Genomic DNA, 25,995 nt, shown 5'->3' on the forward strand with positions numbered 1-25,995 from the left:
TTTCAAACTTCTATTCAATATAGCTAAAATAGGGCATAGCTATTCACAGAATATTATAACACAAAAAATCCAATCGTGCTTAGTTTTTTCCTAAATTTACTTGCTATTTTTTCACTTTTGCTCATCAACTTTTTTATTTTCCAAACAAATTATAAAAAAATCAGATTTATGAAAAAAGAAAGCTCATTTCTAAGCTTTCTTTGCAGTCATTTTTTCTGCTTCTTGTGCTAAAAATAGTTCCAAGATTTTCTTTGTCAACGTAATCGCCGCTGATAAGGCCAGGGAAACGATTAAATAATTAGCTACTAAGCCATGGTCCCCAACCAATGGTGGTTTTGTCAAGAATCCATAATCTCCACCTGTTACTAAATTGACCACAAAAATTAAGGCATTTAGAGCAAAGGTCATGAGAAAAATTCCCTTCACATCCAGCAATCGTGCATCATACTGTCTCAATAGATAAACCAATGAGTTCCCCAAAAGAGCTAGATGCCCAAATATAAAGGACAAAATCGCAATATGTGGGAAATGATAGGCATCTGGCACTGGATAAACAAAGGCTGCTAATGTCCCAAATGTTCCTAGTAATGCAAAATACTGCCTATATTTGGACTGACCAGGAAGCAAGAGCACCACAAACATAGCCATACGGCAATGGTAAAAAGGTAGGCTTTCTGACAGCGGCATATGATTGACCCCATACCAACCATAAAGCAGAATCAACTGAACAGCCTGCAAGGTTTGGAAAAATCGTTGGTAAACCTTCTTTTCACGATAGCGATAGGCTGTATAAAAGGTCAAAGCTAAGAGTGTAAATATACTGACATACCAAAAAAGGTCAAATTTGGGTGGCTCTGTTGCCTGAGTCGTAAAGAAAATATCCCATAAATTCATCTAGTCTTCCTCATGATTCAAAATTTTCCTGCATATTATTATACCATGCTATTTGTCAAAAATGGATTTAGAAATACGTAAATGTTTGACAAAATTACTTGGCTTCATTTTCTAAACTTTCTACCAACTTGGCTAGATTCATAGAGTTAGAGCCTTTGAGCAGGATTTGATCATTAGCTCCAAGGCTTTCTTTAACCTGCTTAACTAGGTCTTCAAATTGGTCTTGGTCTTCTGTTTTCTTGAAGTAGAAAACGTGGCCAATTGGGAACATTTGACTGGCAAGTTGGGCTAATTCAGCAATGTCTTCTCCATAGAAAATCACGGTATTAAGCACATCTGGTGAAAGGCTCAAAATCATCTGATTATGAAGCTGAATAGACTGGTTACCCAGCTCCTTCATATCTGCCAAGACTGCAATTTTCTTGCCACCTTCATTGACTGGAATGGCAGAAAAAGTCTCTAAAATCAGCTTCATAGCAGTTGGATTGGCATTGTAAACATCTGAAAGAATATCTGCTCCATTAGCTGCTTTCTTCCACTCGGTACGGTTACGCGTCAATTCAAGATTTTGAAAAGCTTGACGAATTTGCTCCTCTGAAACTCCTTCTTGCAGGGCAACATAGGATGCAATCATGGCATTGGTGGCATTGTACTTACCAGTTACTGGCAAATCAAGGGCTTGATTTAAGAAATTAGCTTTAAAGGTCAGACTATCCTTACGTTCTACCAGGTCGGTAATTTCCAACTCTGCCCCTTGCCCAAAACGAACTACCTTTTTATCAGTTGGCAAGTAGTTCTCTACAATCGAGTCAGCTGGCGCTAAAAGCAAGGAACCAGGTGCCATCCCGTCTGTAATTTGCATTTTTCCTTTAGCAATCTCATAACGGTCTTTGAAAAAGGCCAAATGGGCTTCTCCAACCAAGGTCACGATGGCTGTTTTTGGACGAGCCAATTCAGACAAGAGATGAATATCTCCCAAGTGATCCTGCCCCATCTCCAAGACCAACTTTTCTGTTCCTTCAGGCATGTGGAGAACTGTGTAGGGAAGGCCAATCTCGTTATTGTAGTTTCCTTGTGTTTTGTAGGTCTTGTAGGTTGTTGATAGCAAGTGAGCTAACATATCCTTGGTCGTCGTCTTGCCATTTGAACCTGTGACAGCAAAGACATCGACTCCCGTTTTTTCTATATAGTAGGCTGCGAGGGTTTGAAAGGCAACCAAAACGTCATCTACTAGAATGTAGGGATGATTTGCGACCTCTTTCTCAGACAGGGTTGCAGCAGCGCCATTTTCAAAAGCTGTTTCGATAAAGTCGTGACCATCACGCGCTCCCTTGAGGGGCACAAACAAGTCCCCTGTAGCAATTAAACGACTGTCAAACTCGGCTTTTTCTAACTGGGTGTCCTCAAAGATGCTGATATCATTTTTAGCTCCGACAACTTGGGCCACTTCATAGATTGTTAATTTCATTTCCACTCCTTTAAAAAGGGTCGAAGTCCGAGAACTCAAGTCACCTTGCAGTGATGGTTCTGGCTCCTACCCTCTCTTTCACTTTTATAGCAAATGCGCTTCGCGCTTGTCAAAGCTTTCCTTAGCAAAGTCAACCAAACGCTCGATTAGTTCTGGATAGCTGATTCCCATATTGTACCAAAGTAGTGGGTACATAGACCACTGGGTGAAACCTGGCATGGTATTGAGCTCGTTTAGGAAAATCTCTCCCTTGTCTGTATAGAAGAAATCACAACGAGAGAGACCGAGGCCACCAATGGCACGGAAAGCTGTTTCTGCATTTTGACGCATGACAGCTACCACATCATCACTGATTTTGGCTGGGATGTCCATAGTAATCTTGTTATCAATATACTTGGCGTCATAGTCGTAGAAGGCAACATCCTTGACAACTTCTCCTGGCAACGTGCTCTTGACATCATAGTTACCCAAGAGACCAACCTCGATTTCACGGGCATTCACCCCTTGCTCAATCAAGACACGACTGTCATATCGGAAGGCAAGTTCCAAAGCTTGGCGAAGTTCCTCTTGATTTTCAGACTTAGAAATACCGACACTAGAACCCATGTTTGATGGTTTTGTGAAAACTGGATAAGTCAATTTTTCTTCCACTTCAGCGATTTTAGCAGTCACATCATCACCTTCGACGATGGCCACATAAGGAACTTGGGCAATCCCGACAGATTCTAAGACACGCTTGGTCGTGATTTTATCCATGGCAAGGCTTGATGACAAGATGTTGCAACCAACATAAGGCATTTTCAAAACTTCCAAGAATCCTTGAACAGAGCCATCCTCTCCCATCGGACCGTGAAGGACTGGAAAGACCACTGCCCCTTCTTCATAGATAGCACTTGGAGCAACTTTCTTATCCCAATCAATAGTTTCATTGGTCATGAGACGGTCCTCTTGACCAGGAGTCTGGCTAAATTCTTGCGTTTTGATAAAGTCACCCGACTGGCTGATGAAGAAAGTCTTGACTGTGAAACGATCGTAGTTGACCGCGCGCATGACACTTTCAGCTGAAAGAACAGAGACTTCACGCTCTGCACTACGCCCACCGTATAAAAGAATAATCGTTTGTTTCATATTATTTGTTCCAATTCTAATAGAATACTCGTTCTTTAGTATATCATATTTGCTTCTTTTTTGAAACTTGAACCTGATGCTGGTGCTCAAGAAATATAAAAAGAGACCGATAAAACAAATATCGGTCTCCTTGATTTTTTATATAAATGAATTGAGTTTGTTAATTTGTCTAAACTTACAACTCTGTTCGATTTTCAATCGCTCGTAAGAGTGTGACTTCATCTGCATACTCGATATCTGCCCCCACAGCGAGACCTCGCGCCAGGCGCGTAACCTTGATCCCAGCTGGCTTGAGCAAGCGTGAAAGATACATGGAAGTCGCTTCCCCATCTGCCGTAGCATTTGTAGCCACAATCACTTCTGAAACCTCACTATCCATCAGACGAGTCATAAGGCTCTTGAGATTGATATCATCTGGACTGATGCCATTCATAGGGGAAATGAGGCCGTGCAGAACATGATAGAGTCCATGGTATTCTTGGATATTCTCCATGGCTGCCACATCGCGACTATCCTCGAGAACTAAAATCGTCGTCTGGTCACGAGTCAGATCGGTACAGATGGAGCAAGGATCGTCATCAGTCAGGCGACCGCAGATGGAACAGTAGGTTAGCTCTCTCTTAGCAGAAAGGAGGTTTTTGGCAAATTCATTGACATCGTCATCAGACATTCCAATAGTATAGAAGGCCAGACGTGTAGCCGTCTTAATCCCGATACCTGGTAACTTAGAATAACTATCAATTAGCTTGGCAATAGGTGTTGGATAAAGCATATATTCCTTTCTAATTCATTGGATGATGTTGGTTATAGAGGTTGATAATATCACGCGCAATGGAAGGTCCGACACCATTTGTAAGATTGGTGTTATGCGGAAAGACCACTGCAACAGCGATTTGAGGATTATCTGATGGGGCATAGGCCACGGCGTTGGTATTGTTAGCTTTTTGACCTCCCGCAACATAACTTTCGGCAGTACCCGTTTTCCCACTAATAGATACAGCTGCACCATTGGAAAAGGCACGACCGGTTGTCAAAGCACTACCACCATGTGAAACTTGATAAAATCCTTGTTGGAGGATGTCTACATCAGACTCAGAAATATTAATTTTATTCATTTCCTTGGTATCAATAGATTGGATTAAGTTTCCTAAACCACCTTGTTCATTATTTCCATAAATCCCCTCGACAATGTGAGGTGCAATCCGAACACCGTTGTTGGCAATAGTTCCAACGTACTGGGCCAATTGCATTGGAGTATAGTTATCAAACTGGCCAAATGCATTGGTAATGTAATTAGCAAAATTATACTCTTTTGGTATAAAACCAGTTGACTCATCTGGAAGGTCAATGCCTGTTGAGGCTCCAAGACCATATTCAGCAAATGTCGCACGAAGTTTCCCCATAGCGGATTCTAAATTGTTAGTTAAAACAAACATATTGGGTTGATAGGTCTGACCCATAATGCCCAAAGCCGTTTGAACCATATAGGTATTAGAAGAATACTCCAAGGATTCCACAGCTGTAATCGGGAATGAACCGTAGGCCTGAGTGTACCAAGAATTAATCGGAGCTGAACCTTGGAAGACAATCGGTTGGTCTGTCAAGGTCTGATTCCCTGATAAGACTCCATTCTCCCAACCAGAGCTGATGGTCGCCGCCTTGACAACAGAACCCGGGACAAAAACATTGGTTACTGTTCCCAAGGAATCAGGTGTTAAATCTCCCGTTTTCAAGTCATGTTTGAGCCCTGACATAGACAAAACTGCACCTGTTTTTGGGTTCAAAGCAACTGCATAAACACCTTCAGAATATCTGGCTCCTCCATTTCCTAACTCAGAATTGAAATAACTCTTAAGCAGATTGTCCACGCTATCTTGGAAGGCCAAATCGATGGTCAGTTTAATATTGTTTCCTTTAGTACCATCTTCGATATTTTCGACACTCTCCATGTTACCATACTTGTCTAGATGGATTTCTTTTACCGAGCGTTTTCCTTGCAAGGTTTCTTCATATTGTTTTTCTAGATAAGAGGTTCCAACACGGTCGTTTAGAGAATAACCCTTTTTAATATAAGCATCTGCTTCTTCAGCTGGTAGACCAGCTTTTTCACTGGATACACTTCCTACTATAGACGAAAGAGAAGTCTCTAGAACTTTTCGATCCCACGAAGTCGAAATACTGATACCAGGTAAATTCTTAGAAGCCGAAGCAATCAAGGCAATCTGTGTATCTGTCAAGGAATCTGTCGCAACGGTTCCTGTCGCAAAATTTTCTACTGCATTGAGTTGGCTAAAGAGGTAAATTTCTTTCTTTTCATCATCCGAGTAGGTAAATTGACTTGGATCTATGCTTTCTACTGTGTTATTGTAAAGTTCATACTCAGATAATTGATTTCCATCAGAATCAAGGCGTTTCTCACGTGGTAAACTTTCCACTGCCTTCTTATAAACATCTTGATCTGCTAGGTAGTAATCTGCCAACTGTCGATCAGTCAATGTTGGAGAAGAAACTCCCACATAGGCTAGCAACTTCTTGGCTGTTTCTTTCAAATCTGCAGCCGTCATCTTGTTGTTCCTTGTAAAAGATACAACTTGCTTAATGGTGTTTTCGACGAGAGGTTTCCCTGTTGCATCGTAGATTTGTCCACGAGCCGAACTAGTTGTCACCTTTGTTTTACTTGCCGATGCTAGTTTTGTCTCATAAAAATCTTTGTTCAAAACCTGCATGTAAAGCAGGCGACCAATGATGGTCATAAAGAGCAAAATAACAATTGAAAACAATAAATTAAGCCGAATCGGAATCGAATGGCTATCAAATTTTCTCATACAAGTCAGTCTCATTTCTATTTAAAATCTCATTCTTCATTGTACCACAAATTGAGAAGAAAATTATGGAAAATGGGAGCACTTTATTTGATTTTTAAAAGAGCTTTTCTTTTTTATTTAATTATCATTATTTTATATGGTATAATAATATCAACCAATAGAAACTTTTGACTTTTAATTTAATATAAATCATACAAAGGAAGCCCATGAACAATCAAGATATTCCCTCTATTATTGATCTCCACTTTGATGAATTAACTGAATTAGAGCAAGAAATTGCTCGCTATTTCTTACAGGTCGATACGATACAGGATGATTTATCATCACAAAATGTCGCTCAGAAACTTCATATTTCCCAGGCGGCTCTAACCCGTTTTGCTAAAAAGTGTGGTTTTACTGGCTATAGAGAATTTATTTTCCAATACCAACATCAAATTGATAACCAAAATCTTCAGCTATCGACCCATAATCCTCTTATACAAGGTGTTCTCAGAAGCTATAGCAATATGCGAGAGCAAACTCAAGAATTAATTAATGAAAATCAAATAGAACGAATAGCTAATATGATAGAAGATGCTGAAAGAGTTTATTTTTTTGGCACTGGAAGCTCTGGCCTTGTCGCTCGTGAGATGAAATTACGCTTTATGCGTTTAGGAGTTGTCTGTGAAGCCATAACCGATCAAGATGGATTTGCTTGGACTACTAGTATCATGGATGACAATTGCTTGGTGCTTGGCTTTTCACTATCTGGAGCCACTCAATCTATTTTGGATAGCTTATTAGACGCTAAAGAAATGGGAGCAAAAACAGTTCTCTTTACCAGTGTACCAAACAAAGAAAACCAACTGTATACTGAAACTGTACTGGTTGCTAGTCACAATCAATCATCCTATATTCAGCGTATCTCCTCTCAACTTCCAATGCTTTTTTGGATTGATTTAATTTATGCTTACTTTTTAGAGATCAATCGAGAAAACAAAGAAAAAATTTTCAATAGCTACTGGGAGAATAAAAAACTTAATGGCTATCGAAGACAAAGAAGAGCTAGAAAATCCTAGTTTGGCAATGCCAAACTAGGATTTTTATTCGTCACTAAACATAACTCATCTAGATCCTGAGTCAGTCATATCTTGACTCGGTCTTAAATAATTTTATGTAATCACTTTTTGAAGGGAGTAAATAAGCAAGCCTGACGATATCCTCAACAATTGTATATAATACGATGTAATCCTTACTCAAGGTCAATCCTCTCGTTTGGTAGTGAGGATCTAATCTCTTACCAAATTTTTCATCGGTATCAAATCCAGCTTGGGGGAAAATTTCCAGCCGATTAATATCTTTTCTAATATTGGCTACTTTTCGTCTCGCAGCCTCTACAGAACCAATTTCCTCTGCTATATACTGATATATTTTATCCAGACTATCCATCACTCTAGGAGAATACAAAATCCTATATTTTTTATAATCCATAGCGTGTCACGACATCCTCATCTGTCAAGTAATTTCCAGCCTCAATCTTGGCATAACTTTCTTGAACTTCTGCTTGTAATTGTCTAAACAAATACTCCTTCTCTAATTCCTCTTCACTAAGTAAATCTACTCCATTTGTTACGACAACATTCTTTAAAAATAATCTGAGTGCTGATGAAAGGGAGAGATTTTGTTCTTTTAACACTTCCATAGCATCATTTACCAATTCTCTATTAGCTTGGAAGGTTACCATTTTACTTGAATTCGCTATAGCCATTTTATATAATTCCTTTATATATTTTCTTTATTATCTCACAATTATAAAGAAAGTCAAGAGAACTTGATTAGAAAATCCTAGTTTGGCAATGCCAAACTAGGATTGTTTTGTCTTGAAATGATAATATGCACCGAGCATACCTGCTGTATTCTGATGATGAGCAAATTCTAATCTCGTCTTATCAGCCAGACTTGGTACCAAAGCATCTTTCAAAGCTTTTCGAATTTTAGGCTTGAGAATAGCTTCTTGTCCCATGATACCACCACCTAGAATAACTACTTCTGGATTGGCCACATAACAAATATTAGCTAGACCTTTTCCTAGATAGTCAACCATGCGGTCGATACCATCCATGCAGAGTTTGTTCCCTTCAGTAGCTTCTTTAAAGATTCTGCGACCATTCCACTGTTCGACTGGATCACCATGTGCTTCTGCTACATAACGAACCAAAGCTGTGGTTGAGGCTAAGTCTTGGAAAGCTCCATCCTGCATGTGTAGATAGCCAACCTCACAGGCAGAGTTACTAAAGCCATGGAAGACTTGACCGTCAATAATTAAACAACCACCAATACCTGTCCCAATGGTTAAACAAAGGGTCACACTTGCTCCCTTACCAGAGCCCGAAACTGCTTCTGCAAGGCCTGCACAGTTGACATCATTTTCAATTTCACAAGGAATATCAAAGCTAGTCTCGATTTCCTTTTTGAACTGTGTACCTGCATAATTTGGAATCTGTGGGCCAGCATAGAAAATCTCACCCTTGTCAGGATCCACCATACCTGCCGAAGAAATGGCAACACCTGCTACAGAATCTTTTTCAAGATAACTAGCTACAATCTGTTTGGTTTTCTCTAAAATATGGGGGCCACCCTTATGTGCCTCTGTCGGTATCTCATGCGATTCAAGAAGTTGCCCCTCTTGATCAACCAAACCATACTTGATGTTAGTTCCACCGATATCAATTGCAATGTAGTTAGTCATAAATACCTCCTTATGAATTAGAGGAAGCGCTCCTTAGTTTCACGAATCAAGGCTGCAGCTGCTTCCACAACTGGACGATCTTCTTCAGTCACTGGTGTCAAAGGTGAACGAACAGATCCAATATTAAGTCCTTCATTGATCTTCAAGACTTCTTTAATGACACCATACATATTTCCATGTGCAGAAGTGAGTTTACCAATGATAGCGTTGATAGCGTATTGTAATTCACGCGCTGTTTCCAAGTCTTTATCCGCAATCAATTGGTTAAGTTTCAAGAAGAGTTCTGGCATAGCACCGTAAGTACCACCGATACCAGCCTTAGCACCCATGAGGCGTCCTCCTAGGAACTGCTCATCTGGACCATTAAAGACGATATGGTCTTCTCCACCAAGGCTAACAAAAGTTTGGATATCTTGAACTGGCATAGAAGAGTTCTTCACACCGATAACACGAGGATTCTTCAACATTTCAGTATAAAGACTTGGAGTCAAAGCAACACCTGCCAATTGAGGAATGTTGTAGATAACATAGTCTGTATTTGGAGCTGCAGAACTAATATCGTTCCAGTATTTGGCAACTGAGTATTCTGGCAAGCGGAAGTAAATTGGTGGAATCGTTGCAATGGCATCTACACCCAAGCTTTCTGCGTGGCGAGCAAGTTCCATACTATCTTTGGTATTGTTGCAAGCAACGTGGGCAATAATAGTTAATTTACCTTTGGCAACTGCCATGACTTCTTCCAAAATCAACTTGCGGTCTTCAACGCTTTGGTAGATACATTCACCAGAAGAACCATTGACATAGAGACCTTGAACACCTTTATCAATGAAGTATTGAACCAAGGCACGCGTACGCTCTGGACTTACTTCTCCTTGATCATCATAACATGCGTAGAAGGCTGGAATGACACCTTCGTATTTTTTTAAATCTGACATAGATTTTCTCCTAAGATTTCTTTTTTTCTGCTAAAAGCAGGATTTATTCTTTACGTGTTTAGTATACACCTTGTAAAAAACGCTTTCAACATCTTGTGTATACTTAGATTTTAGTTTCGATATGAATTTTGAAATGTTTATGGCTTGAAAGTAGTTTCAGAAACAAGCCATCCTATTGGTATTTTGCGAAAATTTTCTCCATCAATCCAGTCTGTAGAAATACCAAGAGCCCAAACCCAAAAAGCAGGAAGGCTGAGCCACCTAAAAGTAAACTGAAGGCGGACAGATAAAGAACCATCACAATGAGAAAGAGAATAACTAACATGAGGAAGAACCAAGGAAAGTTAAAACTTGCCAAGATAAGTCCTTTTTGTAGCACTTCTTTCCAAGTCAAATCATATCGCGCAGCTATGGGATAGCTAGCCAACATCACGATAGTGAGGAAGATAAGAACGCCTAGACAAATAGCTTTTACCATTTGGAAAGGCATAGCTGTCTGCCCCCAGAAGAGATAGAGGTCTAGAAGGCTTAATAAGATGATACCCAACTCAAGCAGACCTAACTGAAGACCTAGCTTCAGATTTTGCTTGAAAGCTCTTAGATAGATTTTAAAGACAGGCACACGTCTGCTCTTCTTAATCTCAAACATAGTCTCGTAGAGACTAATTTTAGCCACTCCAATCGTCACGATGGGCAAACAAGAGACGACAAAAAGAAGATTGGCTGTCACGATATCCAAGACCTTCTCACTAAAACGCATGAGAAAGTTATCTGTATCAAATGCTGCCTTGATAAGGCTTACTCCTTTTTGTGCCATGTTTGCTCCTCCTGATTTTTTAATCAATCAAAATTTTAAAGAGATATTTGCGAACCTTCTTTTCCATCCCTGCGTAGCCATTTGGCTGATGTGATTCTCCTGGGAAGAAAATCGCAAAATTGTGATAACCCAACAAGAGTGGGTAATGTTCATGACAATGCACAAAGCCAATGTCACTCGCTTCGTCGAATGCTACTGCTTCATCTTTGATACGTGAACCGTAACTCGAATATTCATGTCCTTCTACCAGCAAATGCAAGTCTGCATAGTTCTGATGATGTTCAAACTGGTCATTTTCAGCTTGATTGAGGACATTTTCTTGAACAACTAGAAAGACTTTATCTCCATCAATCTCATACTTTCCTAGTTCAAATGAATCTTTACGGTGTTGGTAGAGATAGTCAATGGCCTTGTCTAGATTGGGATGAATCCCTTTGTAAAAGGTAATATTTTTCAAATCGTCAAAAATCATACTGTTTCCTTCGTTTCTGATAGTTAACTAAAATCGTAAATTAAGTTTATAAGTGTCTGACAAAATCTCTAAGGTAAGCAAATACCCAACATTTTGTAGACACTTATAACATCTATATTTCCATAGCATGCCAAGACCACTTCCGCAATCTTGACACACTAGTTTACTTTTCTTAACCTTTGACCGCTCCCATAGTAATACCTTGTGTGAAGGATTTTTGGAAGACTAAGAAGACTGTTACGATTGGCACGGCTGCAAGAGCTGCACCTGCCATAATCAAACCATAGTTGGTTGCCATTTCGGCCTGCATGGTCGCAACCCCAAGTGAGATGGTCAAGTTTTGACGTGAAGTCAACATAACCAACTGCATGAAGTAGTCGTTCCAGGTATTGATGAAGGTGAAGATTGCAAGGGCTGCAAATCCTGGTTTCACAATCGGGAAGGCTACGCTCCAGAAGGTACGAATCTCACCACAACCATCAATTTTAGCTGATTCAAGCAACTCTGTAGGGATATTTTCACTGAATTGTTTCATGAGGAAGACACCAAACGGCCATCCAATCAAAGGCAAGATAACTGCCCAAAGAGTGTCATGAATTCCCATGAAGTTGACGATACGTACCAATGGTACAAGGACAACTTGTTTTGGAAGCGCCATAGCAGCGATAAAGATAGCAAATAGAATGCGTTGACCATAGAAACGTTTTTTAGCCAATACATAACCTGCTAGAGATGAAGTCGCACAGACTAAGAACATAGTTACCAATGAGATAAATACTGAGTTCCACATCCATTGCATAGCAGGGTTTTGTACCATGAGCTGTTGGAAGTTTTCCATGGTTGGCATTTTAGGGAACCACTGAGGAGGAATAACGATTGTATCAGGTTGTGATTTGAATGCCCCTGTCAAAATCCAGTAGAATGGAAAGATGAACAGCACAGTCAACAAGAGCAAAATGATTGTTGAAATAACAGTAAAGGCTGTTAATGGTTTTTTTTCTGTAGATTGCATAGCTGTCTCCTTTCTTTAGTATTCTACGTCGTTTCCGAGTGCTTTAAATTGAACAAAGCTTACGATAGCAATCATGACTGCCAAGAAGACACCAATTGTGTTGGCATAACCATATTCTGTCAATTGGAAGGCTTTTTCGTACAGGTAGTACATCAAGGTACTTGTTGAGTAGTTTGGCCCACCAGATGTCAAAAGCTGAATCAAGGCGAAAACTTGGAATGAGTTGATTGTTGTGATGATTGCGATATAAAGAGTTGTTGGAAGAAGGCTTGGCCATTTAATCTTCCAAAAAACTTGAAATTCAGTTGCACCGTCTACACGAGCCGCTTCAACCAGTGAATTGTCAATATTCCCCATAGCAGCTATGTAGAGGATGATTGGTTGACCAACTGAAGTTGTCAAGAGGATAATCATAATTGCCAGCAATGCCCAGTGTTTGTCTCCCAGCCATGAAATATTTTGAGTAATAATATGGCTTGATTTAAGCACAAAGTTCAAGATACCTGATAGTGGGTCATAGATCCATTTCCATACAACCGTTACGGCAACACTACCTGTTACGACAGGAAGGAAAAAGACAAAACGGTAGAAGGATCTGGCAATAGCATTTTGATGGTAGGTTTGCGACGCCACAAAGAGCGAAAAGAGAACAACAATCGGTACAGATCCAACAACCAAAATAACGGTGTTAATCAGAGATTTTGTAAAGACAGGATCTTTAAACATACGGATATAGTTATCTAAGCCCACAAATTCAAAACTAGTCATAGAGTAGTTAAAGAAACTTGTGATAAAGCCCATAATCATTGGTACTAAAACGAAGACAATGAAGAAGAATAAAACTGGCGCTAGGAAAGCATAAGAAATAATAGTTTCTCTCATACGAATTTTATTAACTTTCACTATCGGCACCTCTCTTTCCTTTTCTTTTTTATTGATAATTTCCTAAGAGAATGATGATTTACCTTTTAAATAAAAGCCCCCTTTTCTTACACAAGCGTGCAAAGGGAAAAGGGGCTACAAAATCTAGTTTAGGGTTTATTGTTTAGTAGCTTTTTTGATAGTTTCGTTTGCTTTTTCAGTAAATGCCTTCAATGCATCAGCTGGTTTTTGATCGCCATTTGAAACTGATTGCAACATTGGGAACCATAGAGTTCTCATTTCTGCAAAACCATCAATTGTATTGTAGTATGGAGAATAGTACTTAGTCCAAGCACCGATTGTTTCCATACGTTTGTCATCATAGAGTTTACCAAATGATGTACGAACTGGGAATGCTCCTGTACGAACAACATCTTTTGGACCCCATTCTTTATCATCTGCGATGAATTGAACAAATTTCTTAGAAGCAGCAACTTTCTTGTCGTCCTTGTTGTTGAATACTGCAAATCCATTTACAAGGTACTCAAGAGCTGGTTTACCAGAATCAGATGGGAATGGTACTTCTACTACTTCTACTTTACTTGCTTCCAAGAGTTTACCTTGGATACCATTTTGAGCTGGTGCCCAAAGGATTGTGTAAGATGTTTGACCGTTAGCAAAGTTTTGGATGTCTGCACCACCATCAAATTGTGAACCATTGTTCAACAAACCATCTTTAATCCAGCTAGCTGCTTTTTCAAGACCTTTAACGAATTTAGGATCATCAGTTGTATACTTAGTAACATCTTTATCTGTTACAGAAGCTCCGTAAAGGTTTGCTACAAAGGCACGTGTTCCTTGGTCTCCCCCTTGACCTGAACTGAATAATGAACCTGGTGTATAGCCTTTAGCTTTGAGTGCTTTCAATACTTTTTCAAAGTCGTCTGTTGTCCAGCCTTCTTTTACAAGATTCGCAACTCCAGCTTCTTCCAACATTTTCTTGTTCATAGCCATGTAGAATGGTGCTGAACTGATTGGATACATATAAGCTTTATCGCCAGCTTTACTTGCTTTTACAATATTTTCATTGTTGACGTCTTTAACAAAGTCATCTGTGAAGAGGTCATTCAAGTCAGCCAATTTACCATTTTTACCATATTGGATGATACGTCCTGGTGCGTCAAATAGGACGTCAGGAGCTGTACCTGCTTCGATAGCTGTAGTGATCTTTTCTGGACCTGACTTAAAGTCGATGGTTTCCAATTTCACTTTTACATCTGGGTTTGCTTTTTCAAAGGCTTCGATAATAGATTTTTCATAAGTTCCAACACCGTCACCAGTTTTTTCTTGAGTGAAGACTGGGAATGCCCACCAAGTGATTTCTGTTTTTCCGCTATCTCCACCAGATTTTCCAGCATCTTTACTTCCGCCAGAATTTCCACAAGCAGCAAGACCAAGAATTGCAGCACCTGCAAGTACTGTACAAGCTAGTTTTCTAAATTTCATTTGTATTCTCCTTTTAATAAATGTTTCCAAATTGACAACGAGTGATTTATAAATGTATGCGATTTCATTTTTCAGCTATTCCACCACTCTCCTCTGTTTTTAGATTGTGTTATTTGAGACCAGCAACAAAGCGTTCCGTAATCTCTTTTGGTCTAGTAATAGCGCCACCAACAACAATACCTCGCACTCCATATCCTAGGATTTGTTTGGCTTGTTCTGGTGTATGAATTTTCCCTTCAGCGATGACATCTACACCCGCATCACAGAGTTTTTTGATTAGTTCAAAATCTGGACCGTCTACCTTTGGACTGTAAGATGTGTAGCCTGATAAGGTTGTTCCAACGAAGTCAATTCCTGCTTCTACAGCTGCTAGCCCTTCTTCGAAGGTACTTGTGTCAGCCATCAAGAGCTGGTTAGGATATTTTTCTTTGACCTGACGAATAAACTCCTGAATCTCTAAACCATCGTAGCGTTCGCGTTTAGTACAGTCTAGAGCAATCACTTCAATATCTAGTTCTGCTAGTTCATCAACTTCTTTCATAGTAGCAGTGATGAAGGGTTCTTGAGGTGGATAATCTCGTTTGATAATCCCGATAATCGGAAGTTTTGTAACCTCCTTTATTTCTTTGATATCACGAACACTGTTTGCTCGGATACCGACTGCTCCACCTTGCTCAGCCGCTTTGACCAGCAAGGGGATGACTCCTCCCGCTTCTGTATAAAGCGGTTCGTGAGGAAGGGCCTGACAAGAAACAATGATTCCATCTTTGATTTGTGCAATCAAGGCTTCTTTAGTAATCTGTGGCATCCTTTTTCCTCCTTTTCCTTTTTTCTTATGAGACAATTATATACTATTTTTAAAGCGCTTTCAATAGGTTGTTCTATGATAGATTGCAGTTTTAAAAAGAAAGCAAGTCAAACACCCCCTTTAAAAGTACTTTCAAAGGGGTGCTTGACTTATTATAAGAGAATACCGATATTTATTTTACTATCTCAGATAGCTTCACTTTGCGATCTTCAAACATAGACTGGGTACAAGCATCTGCAGTAGCAATTGCTTCTAGAGCGGCCTCACCTGTCAATAGTTTGGCAAATTCTTCTGATACTGGAGCTCCTTGCATAATCTCATGCAGATAGCGCATTTCTTTATCAATAACTGATGACAACCATAATGGAGTACGTTTACCTGGTTTACCATAAGCAATTGCCCCATCCATTTCTGTACTATGATAGATACGAGTACGATCATCATCTTCTTCTTGCGATTCATGAATCAAGAAATAACTTTCTTGTCCATCTAGCTTAAGAGTTCCTTTACAGTTGTAAAAGAATCCTAAAAACCAGCCTAAAATCCTAGATAATTTTTAGGATTCTAGACTGGTTTATTTTATATGAACATAAAAATTCAAACAGACACGATAAACAAAATTAACTGTCTTTTCGCTTATAAGAAATCAGTGCTCCAAGGAACACTCCTACGAAACCAAATAAGATTGTTAGTGATGAAGTAGACTCACCTGTATTTGGTAACATAGTTTGTTCATTGTTACTTACTTTATTCTCTGATTGGTTGGATCCTGAGTTTCCATTTGTAGATAACAATTTAGGTGAAGGTGAAATCTCCTCCTCTTTTTTATCTTTTGTAGGATTATCAAGTGCTAGATTATTGACAGAAAGTCGGAAAGTCATAGCATAAATACTAAAGTGGTTGGTCTCAAAAATAATCTTTCCATTTTCTTGCGTGAATTCAAGAGGATGGAGATTTCCTTCTGGATCCACATAATAAACATTTTCAACAGACTGATCTGTAGCAAAAGTAACAAGGACTTTTCCTTCAGGTTGAACATATCTACCATTTGCATCCTTCAATTTGATATCAAATGCTTTATAGTTTAATGAATCGAAACCGCTAACTTTTACTTCCTCTATTTGTACAGTTTTAACATTTTTCAAAACTTCATCTGAAGCTTGAACTTGAACACTTCCTGCTTCATTTTTGAAAATACGTTGTGAACTAGTTAGAGCTGGGATAACTTGATTAGAGTTTGCTTCATTTGCACCTTCTCTATTCTCTACTTGCTTATCAATGGATTTCACTACTGAATCGCCTGCTGCAGCTAATAATCCTGTATAATCTTCTATATCATGAACTGCACTAACTACTGCATTTACTCCTCCCCGATAATCCTCTTTTTCCTCAAGAAGAGCCAGTACTGAGTTAACTCCACCTCTAAACTCAGGGTGCTCTACTATTGGTGCTGATTCTTCACCTACTGTAGATAGAACACCTTTATATTCTGGAAGTTCTGTAACAAGAGACGCACCATTTACTCCGCCTGTGAAGTCAGAGTTCTCTACTCTTGGTGCTACCTCTTCACCTACTGTAGATAGAACACCTTTGTATTCTGGAAGTTCTGTAACAAGAGACGCGCCTTTTACTCCGCCTGTGAAGTCAGAGTTCTCCACTATTGGTGCTGGTTCTTCACCTACTGTTGATACAAGACCTTCATATTCTGGAAGTTCTGTAACAAGAGACTCGCCTTTTACGCCGCCTGTGAAGTCAGAGTTCTCTACTTTTGGGGCTGATTCTTCACCTACTGTTGATAGAGCACCTTTGTATTCCGGAATTTCTGTAACAAGAGACGCGCCATTTACTCCGCCTGTGAAGTCAGATGTTTCTACTGTCGGTGTTACTTCCTCACCAGATGTACCCAAGTCACCTGTATAATCTTTGATATCATAAGTTGCACTCTCCACAGCATTTATTCCGCCAGGAATTCCTGCTCCAGCAAGGTTGACTGTCAAATTGTGTATACTTTCAATACCACCGTCAGCTATACCGGTAATTTCCTGACCGACATCTTTCTTATTTGCTGCAAATAAAAGGGTTTTTGAATCATACTGAGTCATAAAGACGGCTGTACTTCCATTCGCTAATCGCAAAGTAGGGGCTTGGTTTACCAAAACTTCTGAATCAAACTCAAGACCAATAACACCTTTCCTCATTTCAATGATTTGGTTTACCCTTGCTTCTGTTGGGGAAAGAAAATCTTTGCTCACAAAATCCCAATTGAATTTTTTATACGATAAGGTATAGTAGTTTTGACCATTTTCCCTGTGTTCGTATAACAAACCATACTCACCGTTCCCCAATTCTTGCAGTGAATTATAAGCAAATTCCCCACCTTGAATCAGATTATGTTTCAACCAAGTCAACTCGCCATTCTTTTCAACACGTGCCAAATGAACCAAACCATCTTTTCGTTCACGTCCTGGTCCAGCAGCATTGCTAAGAAGAACATACTCTTTTCCATCATGCATCGTATGAATAGCTGACATTTGAACGTAGACATCTTTCACTTCTGGATAACGTTTGATTGTTTTCTCCCAAGTAACTCCACCATCTTTACTAGTAGCAACCTGAAGATCTCCAGTTAAACCACGCATGAAGAGTTTGACATCGCCATTATTTAATTGGAGAACAGTTGATTCTGTATTTTGTGCACCACCATTATTCATCGTAGATGAATGAATAACTCCATTTCCTACAGGTCGATTATCATTCGGTGCTTCTCCAGCATGCCAAGTTACTCCATGATCATCTGAGTAAATCAAACGAGAAGATTGAGAGCCACCTAAATGCGAAATATTGTTTGTGGTGTAGGCAGGCACTAATATACGCCCCTTATGCTCACCTGTACGTAATACAATACCCGTTCCAGGACCTGTTCCAAGGAATTTCATCCAATCTTGACGAATACCTGGTGTAATATCTTTCGGTGCAGACCAAGTCTGTCCATCATCATCACTATAAGACATCCACAAATAGCTAGTATTGGCTACTCTAAATGGATTTTTATCACTTGACTTAAAGTAGATATTTCCAACCAGTTCTTTATCTTTATATAGATTTCCTTTATCTCTATATCCAGCCTCTGTCGGATTTACTACAACTCGATAGTTTGTTTTTTGGTTTTGTGAATTGAAAATGTCCCCATTCTCTCTTAGAGTATAATGTTCTGTCTCGCCTTGCTTGTAGAGGATCTGATAGGTTTTATCTCCTATCTGTTCATAAGCCTTTTCTGGGTGATCTGGCATACCAAAAACTGCTCGCCCTTCTGGGAACATATCATAAACTGAAAAAATTCGTTTGGTTGTTGGATCTTGAACCAAAACCATATCAATATTAAGGGGCGATGGTGCAGCTGCATCCTTGGCTTCTGGATTGTCACGAAGGTTAGAAATTGTAATTTTTTCTCCCCAAGTCTGTCCGTTATCTTGACTGCGGCGGACTACCATACCGATATCACCATAGTCAAGATGATGTAAACGACGTTCATCTCCAGCAGCAAGCAAGGTTCCCTTATCCGTTTTCAGCAAAGCTGGGATTCGATAACTCTTGATTCCCTCTTTATTGACCTTTCCATTGACTCCACTTTCAAAAATATCTTTTTTATCAGTAACTTGAGCACCTTCAGGTAATGTTTTAACTAAATCTGCCCGCTCAAACAACTGACTACGTGTTTTAACTTCTTCAGGCGTCAAGGCACGATTATATACAGTCAGATTACGAACCTGAAGATTTGATCCCCACATTGTTTGGTTCGCTCTTTTAGTAGCTCCAATCTGAACCTTATTAACATCTGGCATATCTTGAATAAAACGACCAGATTTCGTATTCGTTCTAGATAATACACCATTTACATATAGACGAACTTGTCCATTTGGTTGGTCTGCTTTTGGTCTTTCCACTGTGAAAGTAACCGAATTCCATTGACCCGGTTTTACTTTAAGTGGTGCATCTGAGTAACTTCCGTAAAATTGACTTCCATCCGTTCCGCGAGCTTCTACCATTGCAGTACCTTTATTAACAGACATACTGAAATATTCGTCTCTTTTCTTATCACTTGATACAGAGAAAAGATTATAGAATTGCGGAGCGTTACCATCAGGTTTAAACTCCATATGAATAGTCGCATTTTGAAGATGTTTCAACTTATCTAAGGCTTCTGCCAAGTCAACCCTTTGCCCATTTTCAGCATTCGTAGCAAGGTCTTCTTTTTCAAATACAGTTTTAACATTCTTCAAGTCTCTAGCAAAGTAATCACGCGGAGGAAGCACAACGTTATCTGCACTTTCAGTTTCTTCTGGAAGATTCTCTGTTTTGTCTCCTCTTCCTGCATTGGGCTCTGCTGGAACATTTTCAGAATTTCCTCCTTGGTTAGTAGGTTTCTCTTCTTTCAAGCTTTCCTTGTTAATTTCAACTCCATTGTCAGTTGCTGAAGCCAACTTTTCAGCTAGTTCCTTATCCAAATCCTGTTTAGGTGATGCTACTTCTTTATCTTTCACATAAACTGGGGCTTTTGGTTGACCTTCAATATAGGAACGAACCCAATCTAATTGTTCTTTTGATAAAACTAAACCACCACTACGATTATCAACCACTCCATTTTGATGAACGCCGATTAGAACACCTTTATCATTGTATAGTCCACCACCAGATGCTCCAGGTTTCGTACCTCCATAGCTAATCCCCTCTATACCAGAACCAAAATCAGTAGTTCCTACTACTTTACTATCTAAAACTGGACTTAGCTTGTTATCTGGGAAACCATAAACCGAAACTGTACTTCCTTCTGCAACTTTTGCAGATTGCTTCACGACTTCTACAGGAGTTACTCCTTTTACTGCTTCTTTTAATCGAACGAGAGCTAAGTCATTTTTAAAGCCAAAAACAGACTCTGCTTTGTTCCAATAAGCAATCTCTTCATCAGAAAAATTGATAGAAGTTCCATTTGGTAACGTAACTTTGTAAACTGTATTCTCTTTTCCTGATTTTGTAACAACCTTAGAACCATTAACTGTTAAAAAGTTATGTGCTACAGTTAATAACAAATTAGGGGCAATTAGGGTTGCCGAACCTGTTCCATCAGGTGTTAAGATATGTGTAGTGGCTTGGAAGTTTTGTTTACCATTTGGAGCATTTTTTACTGTCTCACTTGTTTTTGGTAAATTCGCAGTTCCACTTAAATCAACTTTCCCAACCTCTGTACGAGCAAAATCAGTTTTTGGAGATACTGAATCTAACACAGCTTTAATGACTGTATTTCCTAGAGCTACTTTACTTACATAATCACCAGACCAACTAGTATCCGTAACTAACTTGTTGATAGGAAGATTATTATAAGACACTATCTTAGCATTCGGAGAATCACCTACTACTCGATTAAAGTCTGAATCTTGTCGTAAATTAAATACGATTGGTGAGTCAACTTCTCCTGTTTGCACCACCTTATCTGCAATCAAGCGATTGCCCTTCACATCTTCCATACGAAGAAGAACTCGACCTTTTTCAACTCCACTTAATAAGGTTGCTTGACCTCTATCATTGAAACGATAGCGCGCACCATCAATTTCTTTTTCAACATTCTTTAGAGCTTTATGATTTTCGTCATAATAGTAGCGAACCGTTCCATCTAGGTACCAACCCGTGATTGCATATCTATCCACCATAGAACGAATCCACTCTTTATGCTTTTCCGTAAAGATAGTACCACCACCGATACGATTTGCTTCTACTTCACTAGCAGTATTCGTTCCGTGTTGATGGATACCAACTACTTCTCCTTTATCATTAAATAAAGGAGCACCTGAAAAACCACCTAAAGCAGACGTATGGTAAGTAACAGCACCATTTTCTTTATTAAGAGTACTTACTTTCCCTTCAACTTCATAAGGTTTTCCATCTTTTAGTCGATTTCTGTTTTCTTCACTTAGATTAGAGGTTGAAAAATCGTTGGGATAGCCAACCATTCGAATCGAATCACCTGTAGCTACCTCAGTCTTACTTAGCTCTCTTGGTGAATCCTCTCCATTGGTCATTGCTTCGACAGTTTTCTTAGTTACAACAACTGCCAAGTCATTACCGTAAGACTTTCCAAAATCCTTTTCATTATATGCATGAATAGACTCTTTAGCTACAGCTTCAGTACTACCTGACGTAGGAACTTTATTTATTTTCTCCGTATCTGAATTCATCACGATATAACTTTTAGCAGAATCACCGCCACGTAAAACCGCAGAGCCATCTTCAGTTTTTTTATCGTAGTAGTTATGAGCAACAGTCACCATCACATTTGGTGCAACAAATACTCCGCTACCTGATGCTGTTTGTTGACCACTATTACCACTATCATAGGTGGTATAAGTCATCGCTACACCATTAGCAGCATCGCTATGAACTTCCACATCTTTTATATCGTTGCCACCCTGAATAACATCAGCATAAACAACTCCACCGCCAATAACTGGTAACTCTGGTGCAGCTAAACCAAGCACTGCGGATAATGTCAAGCAACCAACCAAACCATAAGCTTTGGATTTACGGAATTTTCCTAAACCTTTTAAACGTATAAACATATATTACCTCACTTTAACTTTCAAAGTTAATTTGTGCATGTTAATTCCAAGCAACTTAATAAGTCCTGTAGCTTCATCCTCCTTCCTACTACACGACTCTCAATATATAATCTGTTTTTAATATATATTATTTCTTTAAGTTTTAGACTTACTCTTACAGTATAACATGATCTGTAATCGCTTGCAATTATTGGATATGAATTTTATTTATCAAATTATTTTGAAACATAAAAAGAATGGCATTTCGAGATATAGATATATATAATTTGATATATGTTCTTGCTTATAGAGAGATTTGAGTTGAATAACTATTAAGAACTTCCCATACAATTCTAGCCATATAATAAACAATAATTTGTAAATAAGTGAAAACTCCTCCTATAGTTTCTAGTGAATTTTGTTGTTCACTGTCTGCTATAAGAGGAGTATATCAGAAAGCTAATAGGCTCTCTCATTCATTATTTTATATACTTAAAAGGAATCTCACTACCACAAAGCCAGTTGTAGACTTGGTCATTGACAAAGACATTCATGGCTTCATGAGCATACTCTGGCATGATACGATAGGCCTTGTCGCAGGTCAGACGATTGTAAATCGCAAACTGGGTAATAGGATAGCAAACATCATCGTCCAAGCCCGTAATCATCTTAACCTCACCCTTGATACGATGGGCAAGATTTTTCACATCGATATAGGCCAGGGTCACCATGATCTCCTCCTCAGTTTCATGGAAGGGATCGTGAAACTTGAAATAACGGAACAGTTCGTCATAGGCCTCACTGGTATTGCCAATCTCAAGAACTCGTCTGAAGTCTGACAAGAAAGGATAAATGGCAACTGTTTTCTGAATTCGAGGATTGAGTGCTGCTGCAACCAAAGCTAAAGCCCCTCCTTGCGAGGCACCATAGCTAGAAAGACGCTTCTCATCTACCTGAGGCAGATTGGCAACAATTTCGATCAACTGGTAAATATCTAGATAAACATCCTTATAAAAGAGATGCTCCCGACCTTCCACAGCCCCACGGATGATATGTCCTTTAACTGTATTTCCTAAAGGAGAACGCAAGCCGTCTTGTGAATAGCCCGACTGGCCTCGAACGTCCATGGAAACAACACCGTAACCAGCTACGGTGAAGGCCAGCATGTCGGCCCAGTCCCAGCCACGCCCCATATAACCATGGAAATGGAAAATTATTGGAACTTTACCCTCACTCTTTGGAAGAACGACACGCGCATAGACCTTACCTTCATTGGTTCCTTCAAAGGTTAATTCATAGCATTTTACTTGAGGAATGTGAAAATCTCTTTCCTCCAACTGATAGGCTGGAAGATTGGAAACCTTTTTCACTTCCTCATCCCAGAAAGCATCAAAGTCTTCTGGAACCTCATCCCGTCCTCTATAAGTCTTGATTTCTTCTAACAAAGCTGGATTTTTCATAGCATGCTCCTTTTATTTTGTAATCGCTATCACAACTGTAGCATATCTGTGTAATCAATGCAAGAAAGAAGGGTAAATAGAAAGAGATTTTAGATTCTTTATTTTTGGGATGATGAACTGAAAGTAGTTTCAAAAATAAAAAAGAGCATTTCCGCTCTTTTTCTCCTGTTCAATCTTATTTTATTACTTCTTTCTTTTGGAAAGTGGTTTAGTAATTTACTTTAATCGTTACTGTCATGTGAGAGTCCTCGTTTCTTTTTGATGACTCTAGTATAAGGGCCAAACCTGAAAGCTAGCTTAATACTCTTCGAAAATCTCTTCAAACCACGTCAGCGTCGCCTTACCGTAGGTATGGTTACTGACTTCGTCAGTTCTATCCACAACCTCAAAACACTGTTTTGAGCAGCCTGTGGCTAGCTTCCTAGTTTGCTCTTTGATTTTCATTGAGTATAAGATTTCCTTAGAGAAAGCTTAATCTAGATGTTCTTTCTTTTCCAGATGAAGGGCAATCATGCGCCATTCTGGATCCTCTTGCCAGCCTTCAATAGAACTAATGTAGCTAGCAACCTTTCTGGCTTCTTCTAAAATCGGAAAATCTTCGATAATATCAGCTACTTGGAACTCTGGAAGACCTGACTGTCTGGTTCCAAAAATCTCACCAGAACCACGCATTTTCAAGTCTTCCTCCGCAAGGACAAATCCATTGATGGTTTCTGTCATGATGCGCATGCGGTCTTTCCCAGAATCCGTCTTAGGATTGGCAACGAGAACAGCATAGGACTGCTTGTCCCCCCTACCGACACGACCTCTGAGCTGGTGAAGTTGGCTGAGACCGAACCGATCCGCATCCATGATAATCATAACTGTCGCATTGGGAACATTGACCCCAACCTCAATAACTGTCGTCGAAACCAGAATATCCGTCTTTCTCTCCTTGAAATCCTGCATAATCTGATCTTTTTCATCACTCTTCATCTTACCATGTAAAAGAGCTACCTCTGCCTTGCCTGCAAAATGAGCCGTCAATTCCTCTGATAAGGCAATGGCATTTTTTAAGTCCAGAGCTTCTGATTCTTCTATCAGAGGAGAGATGACATAGGCTTGAGAACCTTTTTGAATTTCCCCCTCTAACCAAGTCAAGACCTGAGGTAGTTGCTCATGTTTGATCCAGCGTGTCACAATGGGTTTCCGACCTGCAGGCATCTGGTCGATAATGGAAACATCCATATCGCCAAAGGCTGTGATGGCCAGCGTCCGTGGAATGGGCGTCGCCGTCATCATGAGAACGTCAGGATTGTCCCCTTTTTCCCTTAGAATACGCCTTTGCCCCACACCAAAACGGTGCTGCTCATCGATGATAATTAAGCCAAGGCGAGCATAATTCACCCCATCCTGAATCAGGGCATGAGTTCCGATAATCAAATCAGCCTCACCCTTAGCAATAGTCTCCAAGACTTCTCTTTTTTCTGCAGCTTTCAAGGAACCTGTCAAGAGAGCCAGTTTCAAGTCTGGAAAAAGGTTCTGTAAACTCTCAAAGTGTTGCTCTGCAAGGATTTCTGTTGGCACCATGAGGGCTGCCTGATAACCTGCTGTCACCGCCGCAAACATGGCCAAGCCAGCGACTACCGTTTTTCCGCTCCCCACATCCCCTTGTAGGAGACGATTCATGTGGTGATCCGACTTCATGTCAGTTAAAATTTCCTGCAAACTCTTTTCCTGAGCTGGGGTCAGGGCAAAAGGCAGACTTTCTTTAACAGCCGTCACTTTTTCCTGAGACCAATTCAGAACCAAACCGCTTCCCTGAACTCTATTTTCAGACTTGAGGGTCTGCAATTGCATTTGGAAATAAAAGAGTTCCTCAAACTTGATACGGCGAAGGGCCTGCTTGTATTCTGCCAAATCCTTGGGGAAATGCATAGCTCGGACTGCCTGACAACGGGACATGAGTTTGTATTTGTCCAGCAAGGACTGGGGAAGATTTTCTTCTATCAAGAGGTCTAGTCCCTGATCAAAGGCTGTCTTGATAACCTTGACCAGACTGGCCTGACTGATTCCCTGAGCCAAGCGATAGACAGGCTGGAGGTCATCTTCCACCTGAGCCAGGACCTTCATTCCAGTCAGACTAGCCTTGGCACGATCCCATTTTCCAAAGACGGCAAGAGTTGCTCCCAACTCTATCTTATCAGCTAGATAGGGCTGGTTAAAAAAATTCACCGCAAAAACGACTTCTCCCTGCTTGAGGCTAAAACGCAGGCGATTGCGCTTGAAACCATAATACTGGACACTGGCAGGAGTCACAACTTGACCAGAAAGAACCGCCTTTTCACCGTCTTCCAGTTCCAGCACCTGCTTGGTCTTGAAATCTTCATAACGGAAAGGAAAGTAGAGCAAGAGGTCTTGCAAATTTTCAATTCCTAGTTTGGCGTATTTTTCTGCTGATTTTGGTCCCACACCAGGTAAGACATGCAAGGGTTGATGTAGATTCATGCTC

20 protein-coding genes and 1 pseudogene are annotated in these 25,995 nt (G+C 39.8%); 1 reads left to right on the forward strand and 20 read right to left on the reverse strand.

The annotated features are described in order from the left end of the window. Positions 1-189 precede the first annotated feature (189 nt). The 5 genes from RWP09_RS03505 to pbp2b all read right to left on the reverse strand — a co-directional run bounded on the left by RWP09_RS03505 (position 190) and on the right by pbp2b (position 6,330). Positions 190-894, reverse strand: coding sequence for a TIGR02206 family membrane protein (locus RWP09_RS03505; protein WP_314434125.1), 705 nt, complete (start codon positions 892-894; stop codon positions 190-192). Positions 895-988: 94 nt separating this feature from the next. Then, positions 989-2,362 (reverse strand): UDP-N-acetylmuramoyl-tripeptide--D-alanyl-D-alanine ligase, encoded by a 1,374-nt coding sequence (gene murF / locus RWP09_RS03510; protein ID WP_314434127.1) that lies wholly within the window; start codon positions 2,360-2,362, stop codon positions 989-991. Between the two features lie 84 nt (positions 2,363-2,446). Next, positions 2,447-3,490, reverse strand: a complete 1,044-nt coding sequence (locus tag RWP09_RS03515; RefSeq protein ID WP_314434129.1) for a D-alanine--D-alanine ligase — start codon at positions 3,488-3,490, stop codon at positions 2,447-2,449. Positions 3,491-3,665: 175 nt separating this feature from the next. After that, positions 3,666-4,262: a recombination mediator RecR gene (recR, locus tag RWP09_RS03520; protein WP_314434131.1), complete on the reverse strand. Its 597-nt coding sequence runs from the start codon at positions 4,260-4,262 to the stop codon at positions 3,666-3,668. A gap of 10 nt (positions 4,263-4,272) precedes the next feature. Then, positions 4,273-6,330 carry a penicillin-binding protein PBP2B gene (gene pbp2b / locus RWP09_RS03525; RefSeq protein ID WP_314434133.1) on the reverse strand — a complete coding sequence of 686 codons (2,058 nt, stop codon included), beginning with the start codon at positions 6,328-6,330 and terminating at the stop codon, positions 4,273-4,275. Between the two features lie 191 nt (positions 6,331-6,521). On the opposite strand from pbp2b, the gene RWP09_RS03530 reads away from it, so the two are divergent. Further along, entirely contained in the window at positions 6,522-7,373 is an 852-nt protein-coding gene (locus tag RWP09_RS03530) for a MurR/RpiR family transcriptional regulator (protein ID WP_314434135.1), read from the forward strand. Between the two features lie 61 nt (positions 7,374-7,434). Here RWP09_RS03530 and RWP09_RS03535 read toward each other — a convergent pair whose 3' ends face one another. The 15 genes and pseudogenes from RWP09_RS03535 to recG all read right to left on the reverse strand — a co-directional run bounded on the left by RWP09_RS03535 (position 7,435) and on the right by recG (position 25,991). Next, a complete protein-coding gene (locus RWP09_RS03535; protein WP_314434137.1) occupies positions 7,435-7,785 on the reverse strand; it encodes a type II toxin-antitoxin system RelE/ParE family toxin in 351 nt (116 codons plus the stop codon). Then, the gene (locus RWP09_RS03540; RefSeq protein WP_033683246.1) at positions 7,775-8,062 is read right to left on the reverse strand and encodes an XRE family transcriptional regulator; all 288 of its coding nucleotides are present in this window, start codon (positions 8,060-8,062) and stop codon (positions 7,775-7,777) included. Before RWP09_RS03540 ends, RWP09_RS03535 begins: the two co-directional genes overlap by 11 nt. Before the next feature lie 96 nt (positions 8,063-8,158). Beyond that, complete coding sequence (locus tag RWP09_RS03545) at positions 8,159-9,043, reverse strand: ROK family protein (protein ID WP_314434140.1); 885 nt, start codon at positions 9,041-9,043, stop codon at positions 8,159-8,161. Between the two features lie 17 nt (positions 9,044-9,060). After that, the gene (locus tag RWP09_RS03550; RefSeq protein WP_001281499.1) at positions 9,061-9,978 is read right to left on the reverse strand and encodes a dihydrodipicolinate synthase family protein; all 918 of its coding nucleotides are present in this window, start codon (positions 9,976-9,978) and stop codon (positions 9,061-9,063) included. Between the two features lie 172 nt (positions 9,979-10,150). Continuing rightward, positions 10,151-10,795 carry a YesL family protein gene (locus RWP09_RS03555; RefSeq protein WP_000057475.1) on the reverse strand — a complete coding sequence of 215 codons (645 nt, stop codon included), beginning with the start codon at positions 10,793-10,795 and terminating at the stop codon, positions 10,151-10,153. Between the two features lie 19 nt (positions 10,796-10,814). Beyond that, positions 10,815-11,267, reverse strand: coding sequence for a YhcH/YjgK/YiaL family protein (locus RWP09_RS03560; RefSeq protein ID WP_314434143.1), 453 nt, complete (start codon positions 11,265-11,267; stop codon positions 10,815-10,817). A gap of 172 nt (positions 11,268-11,439) precedes the next feature. Further along, a complete protein-coding gene (locus RWP09_RS03565; protein ID WP_001192010.1) occupies positions 11,440-12,279 on the reverse strand; it encodes a carbohydrate ABC transporter permease in 840 nt (279 codons plus the stop codon). A 15-nt stretch (positions 12,280-12,294) separates the two neighbouring features. Further along, positions 12,295-13,161: a carbohydrate ABC transporter permease gene (locus RWP09_RS03570; RefSeq protein WP_161970153.1), complete on the reverse strand. Its 867-nt coding sequence runs from the start codon at positions 13,159-13,161 to the stop codon at positions 12,295-12,297. A gap of 156 nt (positions 13,162-13,317) precedes the next feature. After that, a complete protein-coding gene (locus RWP09_RS03575; RefSeq protein WP_314434145.1) occupies positions 13,318-14,646 on the reverse strand; it encodes an ABC transporter substrate-binding protein in 1,329 nt (442 codons plus the stop codon). A gap of 109 nt (positions 14,647-14,755) precedes the next feature. Further along, positions 14,756-15,454 carry an N-acetylmannosamine-6-phosphate 2-epimerase gene (locus RWP09_RS03580; RefSeq protein WP_001135675.1) on the reverse strand — a complete coding sequence of 233 codons (699 nt, stop codon included), beginning with the start codon at positions 15,452-15,454 and terminating at the stop codon, positions 14,756-14,758. Between the two features lie 172 nt (positions 15,455-15,626). After that, positions 15,627-15,971 (reverse strand): annotated as a pseudogene (locus tag RWP09_RS03585) (Gfo/Idh/MocA family oxidoreductase); the annotation flags it as partial. Between the two features lie 103 nt (positions 15,972-16,074). Next, positions 16,075-22,065 (reverse strand): SIALI-17 repeat-containing surface protein, encoded by a 5,991-nt coding sequence (locus RWP09_RS03590; protein ID WP_314434149.1) that lies wholly within the window; start codon positions 22,063-22,065, stop codon positions 16,075-16,077. Between the two features lie 458 nt (positions 22,066-22,523). Next, positions 22,524-23,504 carry an acetylxylan esterase gene (locus RWP09_RS03595; RefSeq protein ID WP_314434151.1) on the reverse strand — a complete coding sequence of 327 codons (981 nt, stop codon included), beginning with the start codon at positions 23,502-23,504 and terminating at the stop codon, positions 22,524-22,526. Positions 23,505-23,801: 297 nt separating this feature from the next. Further along, on the reverse strand, positions 23,802-23,948 hold the full coding sequence (locus tag RWP09_RS03600) for a hypothetical protein (protein WP_314434153.1): 147 nt from the start codon (positions 23,946-23,948) through the stop codon (positions 23,802-23,804). A gap of 27 nt (positions 23,949-23,975) precedes the next feature. Continuing rightward, positions 23,976-25,991, reverse strand: a complete 2,016-nt coding sequence (gene recG / locus RWP09_RS03605; protein ID WP_314434155.1) for an ATP-dependent DNA helicase RecG — start codon at positions 25,989-25,991, stop codon at positions 23,976-23,978. Positions 25,992-25,995: the final 4 nt, after the last annotated feature.

It is taken from the genome of uncultured Streptococcus sp., from assembly GCF_963521255.1.
Taxonomy (GTDB): Bacteria; Bacillota; Bacilli; order Lactobacillales; family Streptococcaceae; genus Streptococcus.